This window comes from Flavobacterium ammonificans, from assembly GCF_020886115.1.
Classification (GTDB): Bacteria; Bacteroidota; Bacteroidia; order Flavobacteriales; family Flavobacteriaceae; genus Flavobacterium; species Flavobacterium ammonificans.
Window position 1 is genome coordinate 115,487 of the sequence record NZ_AP025185.1, and the last position, 17,397, is coordinate 132,883.

At 33.4% G+C, this 17,397-nt stretch carries 15 protein-coding genes; 7 read left to right on the forward strand and 8 right to left on the reverse strand.

Translation table 11 applies throughout. The features are described 5' to 3' along the window. The first annotated feature begins 14 nt into the window (after nucleotides 1–14). Entirely contained in the window at nucleotides 15–2,393 is a 2,379-nt protein-coding gene (locus LPC20_RS00515) for a hypothetical protein (RefSeq protein ID WP_229325435.1), read from the forward strand. Between the two features lie 75 nt (nucleotides 2,394–2,468). Here the strand turns inward: LPC20_RS00515 and LPC20_RS00520 are convergent, their stop codons facing one another. From LPC20_RS00520 to LPC20_RS00535, 4 genes are all read right to left on the reverse strand, one after another. Then, nucleotides 2,469–3,140 (reverse strand): DedA family protein, encoded by a 672-nt coding sequence (locus LPC20_RS00520; protein ID WP_229325437.1) that lies wholly within the window; start codon nucleotides 3,138–3,140, stop codon nucleotides 2,469–2,471. 84 nt (nucleotides 3,141–3,224) lie between these two features. Beyond that, nucleotides 3,225–3,584, reverse strand: coding sequence for a heavy-metal-associated domain-containing protein (locus LPC20_RS00525; protein WP_229325438.1), 360 nt, complete (start codon nucleotides 3,582–3,584; stop codon nucleotides 3,225–3,227). A 45-nt stretch (nucleotides 3,585–3,629) separates the two neighbouring features. Then, the gene (locus LPC20_RS00530) at nucleotides 3,630–5,639 is read right to left on the reverse strand and encodes a TonB-dependent receptor plug domain-containing protein (RefSeq protein ID WP_229325441.1); all 2,010 of its coding nucleotides are present in this window, start codon (nucleotides 5,637–5,639) and stop codon (nucleotides 3,630–3,632) included. Between the two features lie 71 nt (nucleotides 5,640–5,710). Continuing rightward, entirely contained in the window at nucleotides 5,711–6,115 is a 405-nt protein-coding gene (locus tag LPC20_RS00535; RefSeq protein WP_229325443.1) for an HYC_CC_PP family protein, read from the reverse strand. 130 nt (nucleotides 6,116–6,245) lie between these two features. Here LPC20_RS00535 and LPC20_RS00540 point away from each other — a divergent pair, with 130 nt between their 5' ends. The 5 genes from LPC20_RS00540 to rpe all read left to right on the forward strand — a co-directional run bounded on the left by LPC20_RS00540 (nucleotide 6,246) and on the right by rpe (nucleotide 11,183). After that, a complete protein-coding gene (locus LPC20_RS00540; protein WP_229325445.1) occupies nucleotides 6,246–6,701 on the forward strand; it encodes a GAF domain-containing protein in 456 nt (151 codons plus the stop codon). Nucleotides 6,702–6,805: 104 nt separating this feature from the next. Further along, nucleotides 6,806–7,075: a 30S ribosomal protein S15 gene (rpsO, locus tag LPC20_RS00545; protein ID WP_229325447.1), complete on the forward strand. Its 270-nt coding sequence runs from the start codon at nucleotides 6,806–6,808 to the stop codon at nucleotides 7,073–7,075. A gap of 142 nt (nucleotides 7,076–7,217) precedes the next feature. Then, nucleotides 7,218–9,353: a polyribonucleotide nucleotidyltransferase gene (locus LPC20_RS00550; RefSeq protein WP_229325449.1), complete on the forward strand. Its 2,136-nt coding sequence runs from the start codon at nucleotides 7,218–7,220 to the stop codon at nucleotides 9,351–9,353. A 163-nt stretch (nucleotides 9,354–9,516) separates the two neighbouring features. After that, nucleotides 9,517–10,380 carry a sigma-70 family RNA polymerase sigma factor gene (locus LPC20_RS00555; RefSeq protein ID WP_026707723.1) on the forward strand — a complete coding sequence of 288 codons (864 nt, stop codon included), beginning with the start codon at nucleotides 9,517–9,519 and terminating at the stop codon, nucleotides 10,378–10,380. A gap of 143 nt (nucleotides 10,381–10,523) precedes the next feature. Further along, the gene (gene rpe, locus LPC20_RS00560) at nucleotides 10,524–11,183 is read left to right on the forward strand and encodes a ribulose-phosphate 3-epimerase (protein WP_229325451.1); all 660 of its coding nucleotides are present in this window, start codon (nucleotides 10,524–10,526) and stop codon (nucleotides 11,181–11,183) included. 74 nt (nucleotides 11,184–11,257) lie between these two features. Here the strand turns inward: rpe and LPC20_RS00565 are convergent, their stop codons facing one another. Then, nucleotides 11,258–12,697 (reverse strand): NADP-dependent isocitrate dehydrogenase, encoded by a 1,440-nt coding sequence (locus tag LPC20_RS00565; protein ID WP_229325453.1) that lies wholly within the window; start codon nucleotides 12,695–12,697, stop codon nucleotides 11,258–11,260. A 228-nt stretch (nucleotides 12,698–12,925) separates the two neighbouring features. Between LPC20_RS00565 and LPC20_RS00570 the strand changes: the two genes are divergently transcribed. Next, complete coding sequence (locus LPC20_RS00570; protein ID WP_229325455.1) at nucleotides 12,926–13,555, forward strand: Crp/Fnr family transcriptional regulator; 630 nt, start codon at nucleotides 12,926–12,928, stop codon at nucleotides 13,553–13,555. A gap of 53 nt (nucleotides 13,556–13,608) precedes the next feature. Here LPC20_RS00570 and LPC20_RS00575 read toward each other — a convergent pair whose 3' ends face one another. From LPC20_RS00575 to LPC20_RS00585, 3 genes are all read right to left on the reverse strand, one after another. Then, complete coding sequence (locus LPC20_RS00575; RefSeq protein WP_229325457.1) at nucleotides 13,609–13,794, reverse strand: YgaP family membrane protein; 186 nt, start codon at nucleotides 13,792–13,794, stop codon at nucleotides 13,609–13,611. Between the two features lie 16 nt (nucleotides 13,795–13,810). After that, nucleotides 13,811–14,062 carry a hypothetical protein gene (locus LPC20_RS00580; protein ID WP_229325459.1) on the reverse strand — a complete coding sequence of 84 codons (252 nt, stop codon included), beginning with the start codon at nucleotides 14,060–14,062 and terminating at the stop codon, nucleotides 13,811–13,813. 133 nt (nucleotides 14,063–14,195) lie between these two features. Then, nucleotides 14,196–17,387 carry an efflux RND transporter permease subunit gene (locus LPC20_RS00585; protein WP_229325461.1) on the reverse strand — a complete coding sequence of 1,064 codons (3,192 nt, stop codon included), beginning with the start codon at nucleotides 17,385–17,387 and terminating at the stop codon, nucleotides 14,196–14,198. Nucleotides 17,388–17,397 lie beyond the last annotated feature (10 nt).

The following is a 17,397-nucleotide window of genomic DNA, read 5'->3' on the forward strand; positions in this document are numbered from 1 at the left end:
TTAACTCAATATTTATGAAAATCTACATTACCATTATTGCCTCCTTTTGCGTAGGATTTTTTCAAAATCTACATGCACAATCCAACTCTTCTTTAACGTCTAAAAACGAGATTGTTGGTAAATATTTACAAAATTATTTTTATCTGGACAGACAAATAATTCACGTCCAGTTTAACAAACAACTATTTATAAACAATGAAGACATTACATTTAAAGGTTATGTGTTCAATAAAAATAAGAAAGCTTTAGAAGAAAACACTTTCAACGTTCAATTAATAATTTACGACAATCAGAAGCAAATCATTGACAAGCAACTCATTTTATGTAAAAATGGAATTTTTACAGGAGGAATTCATCTTAACGATAAATTCAAATCAGGAAAATACAATTTTCAGTTTTTTACAAACTGGATGAATAATTTTATAGAAAATGATTCATTTGTACAAACCATAGAAATCATAGATAGAGATAAACCTTTTTCCCTTAAATCAAATGAAATAAATTGGAAGACGGCGCAAGTAACTTTTTTTCCAGAATGTGGTAAAATTATAGATAACATCTTCACAACGGTTGCAGTCAAAATTGAAGATTGCAACAAAAAAGGAATTGAACTTAATAACATCTATTTACTAGATTCTAAATCGAACATTGTTTCTAGTTTTTCTACCAATAAAATGGGGAATGGTTTATTTTACTTTCTTCCTAATAAAAACGAAAAATATACATTAAAAATTGATAGTAAAGAATTAAAACTAATTGAGTCTTTGCCTCAAATTCAGGATAGCGGTATACTTATATCATATAATAATAATTTAAATAATGATAGAGTTGCTGTCGCAATAAAAACAAATAAAAAAGGACTTAATATTTACCAGAATAAAAAGTTTATTTTACTTGTTCAACAAGATGGAAATTGCATTCAAAATGAAATAAATTTTAATAATCACGATACTGAAACTGAATTTATTTTCGATAAGAAGTATCTATCTACAGGAGTAAATAGTATTCGATTAATAGATGAGAATTTAAATGAAATATCCGAAAGATTAATTTTTAATTACCCTAAAAATTTTAACACTACTAATATAAATACAAAATTCATAACCAAGGATACCATTAAAATTAAAGCAGAAACGAATTTTAATAATGCAAATTTGAGCATAAGTATTCTTCCTGAAAAAAATCAATGCATAAAAAATACCAATTCTATTTTAGGTACCTTCTACTTAAATGCCTTCTTAAAAAATCCAGTTATTGATAATTACAGCTACTTTGATCCAAATAATTCCAATAGAAAAAGAGAAATGGAAATGTTGATGTTGAGCCAATCGCATAGTAAGTACATTTGGAAAAACATTATATCAAATCCTCCTCAACCAACTCATCCGTTAAAAAAAGGTATAACGTTTAATGGTCAAATAGATAAATCAATAAAACCAGGTTCTAAATATAAAATTTCCCTCGTTTCATTAAAAGATAACGTTTTAGATGAAACAGGTGTAGATCAAAACAACGAGTTTAAATTTGAAAATATAATTGCGAAAGATTCGACTCTTTATCTATTTCAACTTGTTGACAAAAAGAATTCAATTATACCAACTAAAATTCAAGGTCAAATTTCAGACAATGAAATGGTATTAAATTATCCTTTGCAGTCAATACACAACGATTGTCCGATTGAAAAAAGCGAAACCAATAGTTTTTATTTTAGCAAAACCAATAATGAAGAGAGTATTGTAAATTTAAATGAGGTAATAATCAAAAAAAATAAAAAAGAAATTTTTAAACATAGCCGTGAAATGAGTCTTATGGCTACCGCTTACAAAATAAGTGATAAACAACACAATAGTTTTCTTGACTTCTTGAAAACTCAAGGTTATCGTACTGGAATTAATCCTCGGGATAATACAGTATACATTCAAAGTAATCGCCCTGGACGAAACATTAATCCTAGTATTTATATTGATAATTATTTGATTCTAGATTTTAACGAGTTATTTAATCTAAACATGCAAGATATTGATGAATTATATATTGATAAAACAGGATTGTCTGAAAAATCTAGTGAGAGTTATGAAACAATTAAAATATTTTTAAAAAAAGAACGAACTATAAAAAACGGTATCTACAGTAAATACAGCCCTTTTTTTGTTACTAATGGATTATCAAATGATTTCAATTTCAACAATATAAAACACAGAGATCAAAATGAATTTAATCTATTTGGATGTCTATTTTGGGAGTCTAATCTAAATATACGTGAAGAAAATAAATTTGAAATTCAATTCCCAGTTGTAGGTAATCAAAAAGAAATTCAGGCACTTATAGAAGGCGTTAACATTGACGGTCAATTAATCTCGGAAATCAAAATTATTCCCGTATCAAATCCGTAAAGTAAATGTTTATATTATCTACAAAAAATCCGAAGTTTTCACTTCGGATTTTTTTGTTTCAATACTATTCAACTTTTATTGAACTCTTTTTTTTGCTAATTTCATAATGACTGGAAAAGTAGAAATTAATACAATTGCAATAACAATCATCTCAATGTGCTCCTTTAAATCAATTCCGAATTTTAAAAAAACACCATATAAATAATGTCCAGAAAAAACTAGAGTAAATGACCATACAAAAGAACTCAAAGTATTATAAAACATAAACTTCTTTTTATCCATAGATACTATACCTGCTACAATGGGTGCAAAAGTTCTAAAAATTGGCAAGAAACGAGCATAAATTATTGCCTTACCGCCATATTTCTCAAAAAAATCTTTGGACTGAAGTAAGTACTTTTTCTTAAACCAAAAACTATCTTCTTTTTTAAATAAATAGTAGCCACTTTTTGATCCAAACCAATACCCAACCGTATTCCCTACTATACCCGCTAAAGCAATTAATAAGGCCAATAAAGTAACATTGATAAAATCATTTTCAATTACCATTACATTAGCAATTAAATCACCGCTGTAAATACCAGAAAGGAAAAGCAAACTATCGCCTGGTAGAAAAAATCCAGCAAAAAGTCCTGTTTCAGCAAAAATGATAAATAGCACTATATACAGCCCTATTTGGACTCCTCCTATTGAAAATGTAATATAAAACTCAGGATTAAGTAATTGTGTCCAATCAAAATTATTCATAAAAAATTTAATTATAATACGGCGTGAAAATAGGCATATTTTAGGTCAACTACAATTTAAACTCCGGTTTTAAACTTTAATTAACTAATTGCTTTTTTTAATATCATCTCTATCGTAAAGACAACAATGATGTAAGTTTTTGTATACTTCATCGTTAGCTCTAACTTCAACCGTATCATGCCCTACTTTAGCAATCGCTTTTTTCACATCCAAAAGACTACATTTCTCTTCGTTTAAAATGACTGTTAACTGATGTGACTCAATATTCCAAATCGCTGATTTAACCCCTTCCACTCCGAAAGCTGCTTTCTGAATTCTTTTCTGACATTGTTCGCAATTTCCATTTACTTCGGTAACATATTTTGCGTTTTTATTTTTTTTGACTTGTGCTTGGGTCGAAAATCCAACGAACACTAAAAGCACTATTGTAATTATTTTTTTCATAATTTATTTATTTTTTGATGTTAATATTGATATTGATATTGTATTTTATTTAATTGTAAATCGTAACCCAGCATAATACATCTGTCCAAATATGGGTGCATACACGATCGAGGAATCAAAACTAGTTCCAAAAGGATTTTCATTTCCAATAATCGCTCTAGATTGTGTGTAATTTCCAATATTTTCTCCACCAATGTACACTTCAAATACAGATGAAAATACTCTTGTTATTTGAGTATTCATTAATGAATATGCAGGTGAAAACTCAGGAAATTGATCATTACTTGGATTGGTTTTAGTAGTAGGTAATTGTTGCTTTCCAATCCAGTTATAAGTAAAGTCAAACCGCCATTGTTTAGAATTTAAAAACGGAAGTGTTTCATATTCCAAGTTAGCAAAAAATCGGTTTTGTGCTTGTAATGGTCTTTGGAAAGTCCCTGAAAGATAATCTGTCTGAACATCATACATTTTATATGCCGATCGCATTTTAAAACGAGTTGTGAAATCATAATTAAATTCCAGTTGTACACTATTTGCAAATGATCTACCTGTCAAATTATAAAACAACACTTGCTGTGGACTTTGCATCACATCTACTACTACCTGGTTTTGAAAATCAGTACGATAAACATCCAGTGTTACATCGGCATTTTTACCAAAAAGAAGAAAAGACTGCGTAAAACTGGCTCCATAATTCCAAGCAATTTCAGGATTCAAACCATAGATAGCTCCCGAAGTATTTAGTATTGAAAAAACTCTTGAGCTAGCAAAAAGTGATTGATTTTCTGCAAAAATATTCGCACTGCGCTTCCCTCTACCCGCAGAAAATCTTACTACCGCTTTTTCCCATGGATTGTATCTTAGATGCAATCTTGGCGTTACAAAAATCCCCAATCGGTTGTGGTTATCGACTCTTCCGCCTAAAATGAAACTAAAATTATCATCATTATCAAAGGTGTATTCAAAGAATGCTCCCACTGAATTGTCGATTCTACTCCAATCTACTTGTTGAACCAACTCTTGATAATTGTCTAAGGTAAAATTCAATCCTGTTGCAAATTTATTCATCGTATTATTGATAATCGAATTGAAAATTAAATTGGAATAAAAACTATTTTGCTTGATATTGTATCCCCTTAAACCAAAATACGATTGTTGATTATGAGAAGTAAACGCGTTTTGAAATCCGATACTTTGAAAGGGCAAATCTTTGAACACATAGCCTACTTTAGTAGCAATGTCGAGTCGTTCTGTATCAATTTCAGAACCCCAGGAATTAGTGGTGCCTCTATCTGTATTGGGATTAAATTGCAATTGACCAGTCTGTTTTTTATCATTCATGTACCTGAAATTGATAAAACTCACTAAACCCTTTTCAGCATCGTAATACTGATAGCGATTTAACATGTTGACCTGTTTGGTTAAAGGGTTGTCCAAAAATCCGTCCCTATTTTGATCCATTTTAGCAATTCGAGTATTGCCATGCAAGAACAAACTACTACTCCACTTATCAGAAAGCGAAGTATTTAAATGAGTATTCAACTCAAATCGAGAATCGGTAGAACCATACGCATTTAGAAAAAACGGAACATCATTTATAGGTTTAATTAGTTCGGTGTTAATCTGACCCGAAATACTTTCATAGCCATTGACCACACTGCCTGCACCTTTAGTAATTTGAATGCTTTCCACCCAAGTACCAGGTGTAAATGATAAACCATAGGCTTGCGAAGCTCCTCGAACTGAAGGAATGTTTTCCTCAGTAATCATTAAGTACGGACTAGTTAGCCCCAGCATTTTGATTTGCTTTGTTCCGGTTAGCGCATCCGAAAAATTAACGTCAATTGAAGGATTGGTTTCAAAACTTTCTGCCAAGTTACAACAAGCTGCTTTCAGCAACTCTTTACTTGTCACCAAAGTAGTATTTCCTGTAACAGTGAATGATTTTTGAAGTCCTTTTCGTTTTTTGACCACTTTTACTTCATCTAGTTTTTCTTGTGCAAAAACAGGAATTATGAGTAAAAGCAATCCGAAAATAAAGATTGTTTTTTTCATTGATATAATGATTTAATGTTGTAAAAAAATATTTTTTAAGTTCAACTGAACTTTACTTCAACAACAATAAATCAGGCGTAAAAAACATACTGACTATACAGCTTGAATAAAGGAGGTGCATTAGCATCACAATAGTAGGATGCAATAGATTTAGTAACAAAACTAGTTGATTCAACAACTATTGGTAGTCTGTTTATTGAGACAATACAGGTAACATAGGGATAAAAAGAAAATGCCTTAAGTGTTGCATGATCTGATTTTTTTTCGATTTCAACTTTCTTGTTTTTACAACAACTGTCTTTTTCAACTGCTTTTTTTGCACAACAACTTGTCATTTGTTGATGCGAACTTGAAGGGATTTGAATAGAAACTGAAGCTAATTTGCCCCCGCAATAATGCATCGAAAAAGCCAATCCAACATTGGAAACCAATATTAGTAGAGCCAAGAGTAAACCGATGCCTTTTTTACATTTCATAATGCAAATTTACACAACAATCCCACCTTTAGAATTAAACTTATGTTAAAGTTACATTTTAGTTAAGTCAGTACCATAAAAATTATTGACATCACAAATAAATCAATACTTTTGTTTAAAATTATAATCCATGACATTTCAAGAATTACAACCCAAAGTTTCAGAAATAATTAGTGACGCACAATTGTCAAGAGACGAAAAACTGCAAGGTATTTGTCAATTACTCAACGAAAATATCGCACATTACAATTGGGTAGGTTTTTACTTTGCCAATCACGAGGATAAAACCTTACACTTAGGGCCTTATGTTGGCGCTCCTACTGACCATACTGTAATCCCTTTTGGAAAAGGAATTTGTGGACAAGTAGCTGAATCGAATGCAAATTTTGTTGTTCCAGATGTTGCCGCTCAAGATAATTATATTGCGTGTAGCTTTACCGTGAAATCAGAAATTGTGGTACCTTTATTTGTCAACGGAATCAATATTGGGCAAATTGATATTGACAGTCATGTTTTAGATCCATTTACAGCTGAAGACGAGCGTTTTTTAGAGTTTGTAAATTCGGAAATAGCCACATTGTATTAAGTTTTTTCAAAAATCTACATACTTTTCAAAAAATAAACACTACTTTTGCAGCCGTTACTCAATAGCTGTGTAACATACATAATAATCATTTAAATAATATTGGAATGTATTTAACTAAAGAAATTAAAGAAGAAATCTTCGCTAAACACGGAGGAAAAGCAGAAAACACTGGATCTGCAGAAGGTCAAATCGCTTTATTCACACACAGAATTAGCCATTTAACTGAGCACTTGAAAAAAAATCGTCACGATTATAACACAGAGCGTTCACTAGTATTATTAGTAGGTAAAAGAAGATCTTTACTAGATTACTTGAAGAAAAAAGATATCGTGAGATATCGTGAGATTATCAAAGTATTGGGTATTAGAAAATAATCAATATAAAAAAGAGGTGCGAAAGTGCCTCTTTTTATTTTTACAAACAACAAAAAAAGTTTGGTTTTTCATTGGGATTATAAACAACTACACACAACAACACAACTAGTTCCAAGGTTTTAATCAATTATTAAAAAAGTTTATGATTCCACAATTATTTGTAGAAAGTATCGATTTAGGTGATGGCAGAAACATCACAATCGAGACAGGTCGTTTAGCTAAACAAGCAGACGGATCTGTAGTAGTAAGAATTGGAAAAACTGTTATTTTAGGTACAGTTGTTTCCGCAAGAAAAGCCAGTCCAGGTATTGACTTTTTACCATTAACGGTAGATTACCGTGAAAAATTTGCAGCAGCAGGTCGTTTCCCTGGTGGTTTCTTCAAAAGAGAAGCACGTCCTAGTGATAGCGAAGTATTGACGATGCGTTTAGTGGATCGTGTATTGCGTCCGCTTTTCCCATCAGATTACCATGCTGAAGTACAAGTTATGATTCAGTTAATGTCTCATGACGAAGACGTTATGCCAGATGCTTTAGCAGGATTAGCTGCTTCAGCTGCATTAGCATTGTCTGACATTCCTTTTGAAACTTTAATTTCTGAGGCTAGAGTTGGAAGAATTGATGGTAAATTCATCATCAACCCATCTCGTGCACAATTAGAATTATCAGATATTGATATGATGATTGGTGCTTCTAAAGATTCTATCGCCATGGTAGAGGGAGAAATGAAAGAAATTTCAGAAAAAGAAATGGTAGAAGCTATTAAATTTGCTCACGAACACATTAAAGTACAAATTGATGCTCAAGAAAGATTGGCGCAAGCATTTGGAAAAAAAGAAGTTCGTACCTACGAAACTGAAAAAAATGACGACGCTATTTACGAAAAAGTAAGAGCGGCCGCTTATGATAAAATTTACGCTATTGCTAGTAAAGGTTCGGCTAAACATGAGCGTTCAGCTGCATTTGACGCTGTAAAAGAAGAAGTTAAAGCGTTATTTACTGAAGAAGAATTAGCTGAAAATGGAGATTTAGTTTCTAAATACTTCTATAAGGTGAACAAAGAAGCGGTTCGTAATGTAACTTTAGATTTAGGAACTCGTTTGGACGGTAGAAAAACTACTGAAATTCGTCCTATTTGGAGTGAAGTAAATTACTTACCATCGGTTCACGGATCAGCATTATTTACACGTGGAGAAACTCAAGCCTTGGCAACAGCAACTTTAGGAACATCTAGAGAAGCTAACCAAATTGATTCGCCATCTGAACAAGGAGAAGAAAAATTCTATTTACACTATAATTTCCCACCATTTTCTACAGGAGAAGCCCGTCCGTTAAGAGGAACTTCAAGAAGAGAAGTTGGTCACGGAAACTTGGCACAACGAGCATTGAAAAACATGATTCCTGCTGATTGTCCTTATACAATTCGTGTAGTTTCTGAAGTATTAGAATCGAATGGTTCATCTTCAATGGCTACTGTTTGTGCTGGAACATTATCATTAATGGATGCTGGTATTCAAATGATTCGTCCCGTTTCTGGAATTGCGATGGGATTGATTACTGATGGAGAACGTTTTGCAGTGTTATCTGATATTTTAGGTGATGAAGATCATTTAGGAGATATGGATTTCAAAGTAACTGGAACTTCTGAAGGAATTACAGCTTGTCAAATGGACATCAAAATTGATGGATTGAAATACGAAATCATGGAGCAAGCATTGGCTCAAGCTCGTGATGGACGTTTGCATATTTTAGGGAAAATAATGGAGACATTAGACAAACCAAATGCTGACGTTAAAGTTCATGCGCCAAAAATCATCATGCGTACAATTCCTGGTAACTTCATTGGCGCCTTAATTGGACCTGGTGGAAAAGTAATTCAAGAATTACAAAAAGCTACTGGTTGTACTATTGTGATCAACGAGGTCGACGAACAAGGTGTAGTTGAAATTTTAGGTACAGATCCAGACGGAATTGCTGCAGTATTGGCTAAAATTGATTCTATCATTTTCAAACCTGAAGTGGGTGAAGCATACGAAGTAAAAGTAATTAAAATGTTAGATTTTGGTGCTGTTGTAGAATATACTGCTGCTCCAGGAAACGAGGTTTTATTACACGTATCTGAATTGGCTTGGGAACGTACTGAAAATGTTTCTGATGTAGTGAATATGGGCGATGTATTCCAAGTGAAATACCTTGGTCTTGACCCTAAAACTAGAAAAGAAAAAGTGTCAAGAAAAGCGCTTTTACCAAGACCTCCACGTGAGGAGAAAAAAGAGTAATCCAATCTTAGTTTACTAAAGGTTTATTGATAGAAAAAATCCCGTTCTAAAGTATTAGAACGGGATTTTTCGTTTTTATGAAAATAATTTAAAAGTTTTGTAACTTTTTAAACACTCCTTACGTATAACCTTTGTACACTTAAAAAATTGAGGACACAAAGACATGAGACAACTTAAAATTACCAAGCAGGTTACCAATCGTGAAACCGCTTCATTAGATAAATATTTACAAGAAATTGGAAAAGTTGACCTTATTACTGCTGACGAAGAAGTAGAATTAGCTCAGAAGATCAAAGCCGGAGACCAACGCGCTTTAGAGAAATTAACCAAAGCTAATTTACGTTTCGTTGTTTCGGTGGCTAAACAATACCAAAATCAAGGATTAACACTTCCCGATTTGATTAATGAAGGAAATTTAGGTTTGATCAAAGCGGCTCAACGTTTTGACGAAACGCGTGGTTTCAAATTCATTTCGTATGCTGTTTGGTGGATTCGTCAGTCTATTTTGCAAGCGTTGGCTGAACAATCTCGTATCGTTCGTTTGCCTTTGAACAAAATTGGTTCTATCAATAAAATCAATAAAATGTACGCTTTATTGGAGCAATCTAACGAGCGTCCGCCTTCTGCAGAGGAAATTGCAAAAGAATTGGACATGACCGTAAATGACGTAAAAGAGTCTATGAAAAACTCGGGACGTCACTTATCAATGGATGCGCCTTTAGTAGAAGGAGAAGATTCTAACTTGTATGACGTTTTACGTTCAGGTGAATCTCCTAACCCAGACCGCGAATTGATTCACGAATCATTACGTACTGAAATCGAGCGTTCTTTAGAAACCTTAACTCCAAGAGAAGCTGACGTAGTTCGTTTGTATTTTGGTCTAGGCGATCAACACCCAATGACTTTGGAAGAAATTGGAGAAACTTTCGACCTTACTCGTGAGCGTGTGCGCCAAATTAAAGAAAAAGCCATCCGCAGATTGAAACATACTTCAAGAAGTAAAATATTAAAAACATATTTAGGGTAAACCTATCAAAACTCCGGCTTCATTCCGGAGTTTTTTTTAACTTAATTTCAAAATTCGTTACTCAAAATTCATTGTTCATTATTTTTTAATTTTGAATATTCAACTTGGGATTTTGAATGTTGAACAAAAAATTATTATTACAAATGAAAAATACACTTATCGCCCCATCCGTTTTAGCTGCTGATTTTGCCAACTTACAACGTGACATCGAAATGATTAATGCTAGTGAAGCCGACTGGTTTCATATTGATATTATGGACGGTATTTTTGTTCCCAATATTTCTTTTGGAATTCCCGTTTTAGAAGCAATTTCAAAACATGCTAAAAAAACCATCGACGTACACTTGATGATTGTAGATCCGGATCGCTATATCAAAACCTTTGCTGATTTAGGAGCGAATGTATTAACGGTTCACTACGAAGCCTGTACGCACTTGCACAGAACGCTTCAAGCGATTAAAGCAGCTGGAATGAAAGCAGGTGTTGCTTTGAACCCACATACGAGTGTTACTTTATTAGAAGACGTAATCAACGATATTGATTTGGTTTGTATCATGAGTGTAAATCCTGGTTTTGGTGGACAATCATTCATTGAAAATACGTATGAAAAAGTGCGCCAACTAAAAGCATTGATCACTAAAAAAGGAGCTGCGACTCAAATCGAAATTGATGGTGGCGTGACCAATCAAAATGCCAAACAACTAGCCGAAGCTGGTGCTGATGTTTTGGTTGCAGGAAGTTATGTTTTTAAAGCTGAAAATCCATTGGCTACGATTGCCAATTTAAAGTTAATTACTAAGTAGCCACTTAACATACTAAATAATGACAAAACCACTCTCATTTAGGAGTGGTTTTATTATATAAAGACTTTTAAAAATTATTGTCCTTGCCCCATTGAATAAGCGGGAAGTCCATCAAACATGTATAAATTTTCTGTTTTAATCACGTCTAATTGATGCTTGAATAATTCTTGTAATAGAAGTAAGACTTCGGAGTAAGAAGGTTTTTTTTCTAAAATCCATTCAAATCTACAACGCCAGTGGTCTGTGCAAAAAGTTTCGTCAAAACCATTTGGCCACACTTTCACCCCTCTATTCGTAATCATTTTCAAAACTAAACCTGTATTTTGCGTTGCATCTTGCAACCTTGAAGCCAATACTTCTGGATTTTTATTGGATTGGTGTACAAATACATCTACGCCTACCAAACCTTTTGTTTTTGGAGTTTTAGGAGCAACTTCTGGTAAGATGATAATAGCGTCTTTTGGAGGGGATACAGCCTGTAAACGTGTCGGCTTTTGTCCAATATTTGAAATAACAGCTTGCGCAAAAGCTTTAGTACCTACCAACTGTGAACTTGTAGTAGCATTATAAATATCTGGGGTATGAATCCCGTCTTCAATAGTTTTTAACCATGCATTTTGAATAGCTATAGCATTCTCAACTAATCCCAAATGAAATAACATTGCAATACCAGCTTGTAAAAGTCCAGACGGATTTGCTTTGTCTTGCCCTGCAATATCCGGAGCTGAGCCGTGTATTGCTTCAAACATAGCGCATGAACTTCCTATATTTACTGAACCCGCCAATCCAACTGAGCCTGCTACTTCAGCAGCAATATCAGAAACAATATCACCATATAAGTTAGAAGTAACAATCACATCAAATGACTCCGGTTGAGCTGCTAAACGTGCAGCTCCAATATCAATAATCATATGATTAGATTGAATTTCTGGATATTCAACTGCAATCTCTTTGAAAATCTGATGAAATAATCCATCTGTTAATTTCATAATATTGTCTTTGCTAAAACAAGTTACTTTTTTACGCTTGTATTTTTTTGCATATTCAAAAGCATAACGAATAATTTTCTCTGAACCTGGTCGCGAAATTAATTTTAAACATTGGACAACTTCATCTGTTTGCTGGTGTTCAATTCCAGCATATAAATCTTCTTCATTCTCTCTAACAATCACAACATTCATTTTAGGGAAATTAGAAGCTACATAAGGAAAATAAGATTGTGTAGGTCTGATATTTGCAAACAAACCTAAGGCCTTACGCATAGTAACATTCAAACTTTTGTACCCGCCACCTTGCGGCGTAGTTATAGGAGACTTCAAAAATATTTTATTTTTTAAAATGCTTTCCCAAGAAGCAGAACTAATTCCAGATGCATAACCATCTAAATATAGCTTTTCTCCAATTTCAATAGTTTCATATTCCAAGGGAACTTGAGCCGCCTGGAAAATGTCTAATACAGCATCCATAATTTCTGGACCAATTCCGTCTCCTTTTGCAATCGTAATTTTTTTCATTAATATAATTTTAATTGGATTAAACAACTAATAAGTGATTTCAAATTGATTTTTAAAAAAACATTTAATTCAAAGGACAAATTTAAATCTAACAATTCATAAATTTTTATTTATATATTAAATTTTTTTAATAAATATAATTTATGTTTATTTTGAAAATAAAAAGATTTAATTTCTAAACAACTCATTAATTTTTATAATGCTTATTTTTGTTTCAAACGAAAAAATATGAAAGATTTACTTACTGCCAGTTACGGATTTGTTTTTGAAGATTCACTTATTGATGAAATTATAGCTGTTGCCACCTTGGTAGAATTTAAAGAAGGAGATGTATTAATTGACTTTGGCGATTATATCAAAAAAATGCCTTTGCTTATTGAAGGTGCTATTAAGATTTTACGAGAAGATTTTGACGAAGGTGAAATGCTTTTATATTTCATAGAAAAAGGAGACACCTGCGCCATGACTATGGCCTGTTGTATTGGCGAAGCCAAAAGTGAAATTAGAGCCGTAGCTGAAACAGAAGGTAAAATAATCATGATTCCTGTTACCAAAATGGAAGAATGGTTAGGCAAATACAAAAGCTGGCGAAATTATGTCTTTAATAACTACAACAACCGTTTGAAAGAAATGCTTTCAGCTATTGATAGTTTGGCTTTCATGAATATGGAAGAACGATTACTCAATTATCTTTTTGAAAAATGTAAAATCAATCACTCTCGTGAAATATTCAGTACTCATAAGGAAATTGCATACGACCTGCATTCGTCAAGAGAAGTTATTTCAAGACTATTAAAAGCACTAGAAATCAAAGGTCGAATCAAATTAAATAGAGCTTCGGTGGAAGTTTTAGTATAAAAAACCAGAACAGATGTTCTGGTTTTTTTTGTTTAAGACAAGTGCAAGACTACTTAGTCTTTCACTCCTAACTTAGATAAAATATCTTCCATCAAACACCATTTAGTAATGGACGATTGCAATAAATTAGCTCCTACGAAAGCGGTAAACCATAACCAATTTTGATCCACATAAATGGACAAAACCACACTCAATAACACAAAACTTCCAGCAATTGCTCTTATTATTCTATTTTTCATTGTATTCTTCTATAAATTAATTTGATTTTTCGATGTTCACAACAGCTAGATGTAATTTAGACAGTGTTTCTTGTTTTTCATTGAATGAAGACACTAAATCAAATACTACATCTACATTTTCATTTTTAACAAAGGCATAAAAAAGGAAAGAATTCGTTTCGTTTACTTCAGAGCCAAACCAATTTTTTTCAATTCCATCTTCAGAAATATCTTTGAAGCCTTTTACATCTCTATACGAGAAAGAGCTTACCTCAGCTTGTTGTAACATTTTTTTATGTCTTTTTCAAAAGCTGCTACTGCGGTTATAATTAATAATTTCATTTTTATAAGTTTAAAAAAGTTAAGGGTTTATGAATTTAAAAAGCTTAAGGCTTCGAAGAATAGAAACCTGAAACAACCTTTTAATTCTCCCATTTTTTTCTTTCCGTAATGTAATAAATCAATGGCACGACAATTAATGTTAAGATAGTAGAAACAATAGCCCCTGCTACTAACGAAATTGCTAAACCTTGAAAAATTGGATCAAATAATATAATCGATGCTCCAATAACTACCGCACCAGTTGTCAATAAAATCGGGGTAGTTCTTACCGCTCCGGCTTCTATAATCGCTTGTTTCAATGCAACGCCATCATTCAGACGAATTTCGATAAAGTCAATCAGTAAAACCGAATTTCGAACCATAACTCCTGCCAAAGCAATCATTCCAATAAATGAAGTAGCTGTAAAATAGGCATTCAACAACCAGTGACCTAAAACAATTCCGATTAAAGAAAGTGGTATCGCTAACATCATTACCATTGGCGTTTTGAAGTTTTGGAACCAACCCACAATCAGCATATAGATGATGACGATTACTACCAAAAATGCCACTCCTAAATCACGAAAAACTTCTAAAGTAACTTGCCATTCTCCATCCCATTTTACTGTGAAATCACTTTCATCTGTGGGTTGTTCCATGTACAATTCATTCACTTTATAACCTGCAGGCACTTTAATTTTGGCTAATTTTTCATTCATACCCAAAATAGCATACACTGGACTTTCTAATGTTCCTGCCATATCAGCAGTTACATACACCACTCGTTTTTGGTCTTTTCTATAAATGGTTTTCTGTAAAGTATCTTTTACCACTTTTACCAAATCACTCACGGCAACCATATTTCCTTGACTTCCTTTAATTTTCAAATTCTGAATATCTTTCAAGCTAGTTTTATCTTTGTCGTCAAGCGAAAGTACTATTCCAACATTGTTATTTGAATTTTCGTCATACAAATTAGATACTGGATATTCCTTTAACAAATACGTCAAATTTCCAACTACTTGCTGCGGAGCAATTCCGTTTAACATGGCTTTTTCTTTGTCCACTTCCAAACGGTATTCGGTTTGATTGTCTTCTACCATCCAATCCGTATCCACCACATCTGAACTGTTTTCTAAAATCGTTTTTACTTGATTAGCCACTTTGATCTGTTCTTGGTAATCGGGTCCGTAAATCTCAGCAACTAAAGTCGATAATACAGGTGGTCCAGGTGGCACTTCGATTAGTTTCACATTGGCACCATATTTTTTAGCGATTTTCTGAATTTCAGGACGCATGGCTTTCGCAATTTCGTGACTTTGCAAATCACGTTCTTCTTTGTGCAATAAATTCACCTGAATATCAGCCATATTACTTCCACCACGCAAATCATAATGACGTACTAATCCATTAAAAGTAATTGGAGCAGATGTACCAATATAATTTTGATAATTCACCACCTCAGGTTTAGTTGCCAAATACTGCGCAATTTCTCTTGTTACTGCCGAAGTACGTTCCAAAGTAGTTCCTTCTGGCATATCAATTACCACTTGGAATTCGTTTTTGTTATCAAAAGGCAACATTTTTACAATTACCGATTTGGTAAAAAACATTAACACTGAACCAAACAACAATACTACTGTTACAGCTAAAAGCCATCTTCTTTTTGGGCTGCTGTCTAAGAAAGGACGCTCAATTTTATTGTATATTTTGTAAATCCAGCTGGTTTCCATCCCTTCAGCTTCTTTGTGTTCTTGCTCATCTTTCTCTTGCAATAAATGATACCCCAAATAAGGCGTTACAGTCAAGGCAACAAATAAAGATAAAATCATGGCAATAGAAGCTCCAATAGGCATCGGACTCATATAAGGCCCCATCATTCCGGATACGAAAGCCATTGGTAAAATCGCTGCAATTACCGTGAAAGTGGCCAAAATTGTTGGATTTCCTACTTCGTTAATCGCATAAATAGCCGCTTGTTTGAATGGCAAACGCTTCATCTTGAAATGGCGGTGCATATTCTCTGCAATAATAATACTATCATCCACTACAATTCCTACCACAAAAACTAAGGCAAAAAGTGTAATCCTATTTAAGGTATAACCCAATAAATAATAAGCAAATAAGGTCAAAGCAAAGGTTAAGGGTACTGAGAAAAACACAACCAATCCACCACGCCATCCCATGGCTAACATTACCAAAACAGTAACGGCGATAATGGCAATTCCAAGGTGTAATAACAACTCTCCCACTTTATCTGAGGCTGTTTCTCCATAATTACGCGTTACTTCTACGTGAACATCATCAGAGATTACCGTTTTTTTCAAATGCTCGATTTTTTCGATAATCTTTTCAGAAATTTTCATCGCATCAGCTCCTTTCACTTTTCCAACCGCAATAGTTACCGCAGGATATTCAGAAGGTGCTGTTTTGAATTTTTCATTGGCTTTGCCAAAACCAAGTGATACATAACTACGAGCCGTAGCAGCACCGTCTTGTACTTTGGCTACTTGTTTTAAATACACAGGCATATTTCTATTGATACCTACTACTAAATTCTCAACATCGTCAGCATTTTCTAAAAACTGACCTGTTTTCAATAAGTATTCTTGGTCATTTTCAACAAAAGCTCCTGATTGTGAACTGCCATTATTGGCTTGAATCATTTGCATAATTCCCAAAGCGTCCACACCATTTTCGGCCATTTTATCTTTGTCCAATATTACTTTTAGTTCGCGATTGCTTCCGCCAATTTCTTTGGTAATGGCAACATCTTTTACTTTTTCAATTTCTGTCGTTACTTCTTCAGCTATTTGACGTAACTGAAAATCGTCTTGTTTGTCACTCCAAAGCGTGATACCCAACATAGGAACATCATCAATAGAACGGGTTTTCACCATTGGTTTGTATACCCCTTGCGGAAACATATTTTCGTGTTTCGCTAATTCGTCATACAATTTTACATACGAACGCTCTACATCTTGACCCACATAAAACTGTACAATCAACATCGCTTGACCATTCATTGCCATCGTATGAACGTGTTCCACTCCTTTGATATTGGAAATGATTTTTTCCAATGGTTTGGCTACACGACTTTCTACTTCTGCTGGAGTTGCTCCTGGATAACCCACCATGATGTCGGCCATTGGAACATTAATTTGTGGTTCTTCTTCCCTTGGGATTAAAAACGAACTGTACACACCAATGATCATCAACGCCACCATCAATAAAATGGTTAGTTTCGAATTGATGAAAAAATTGGCTATTTTTCCTGATATACCTTCTTGCATTTTTTCTTAG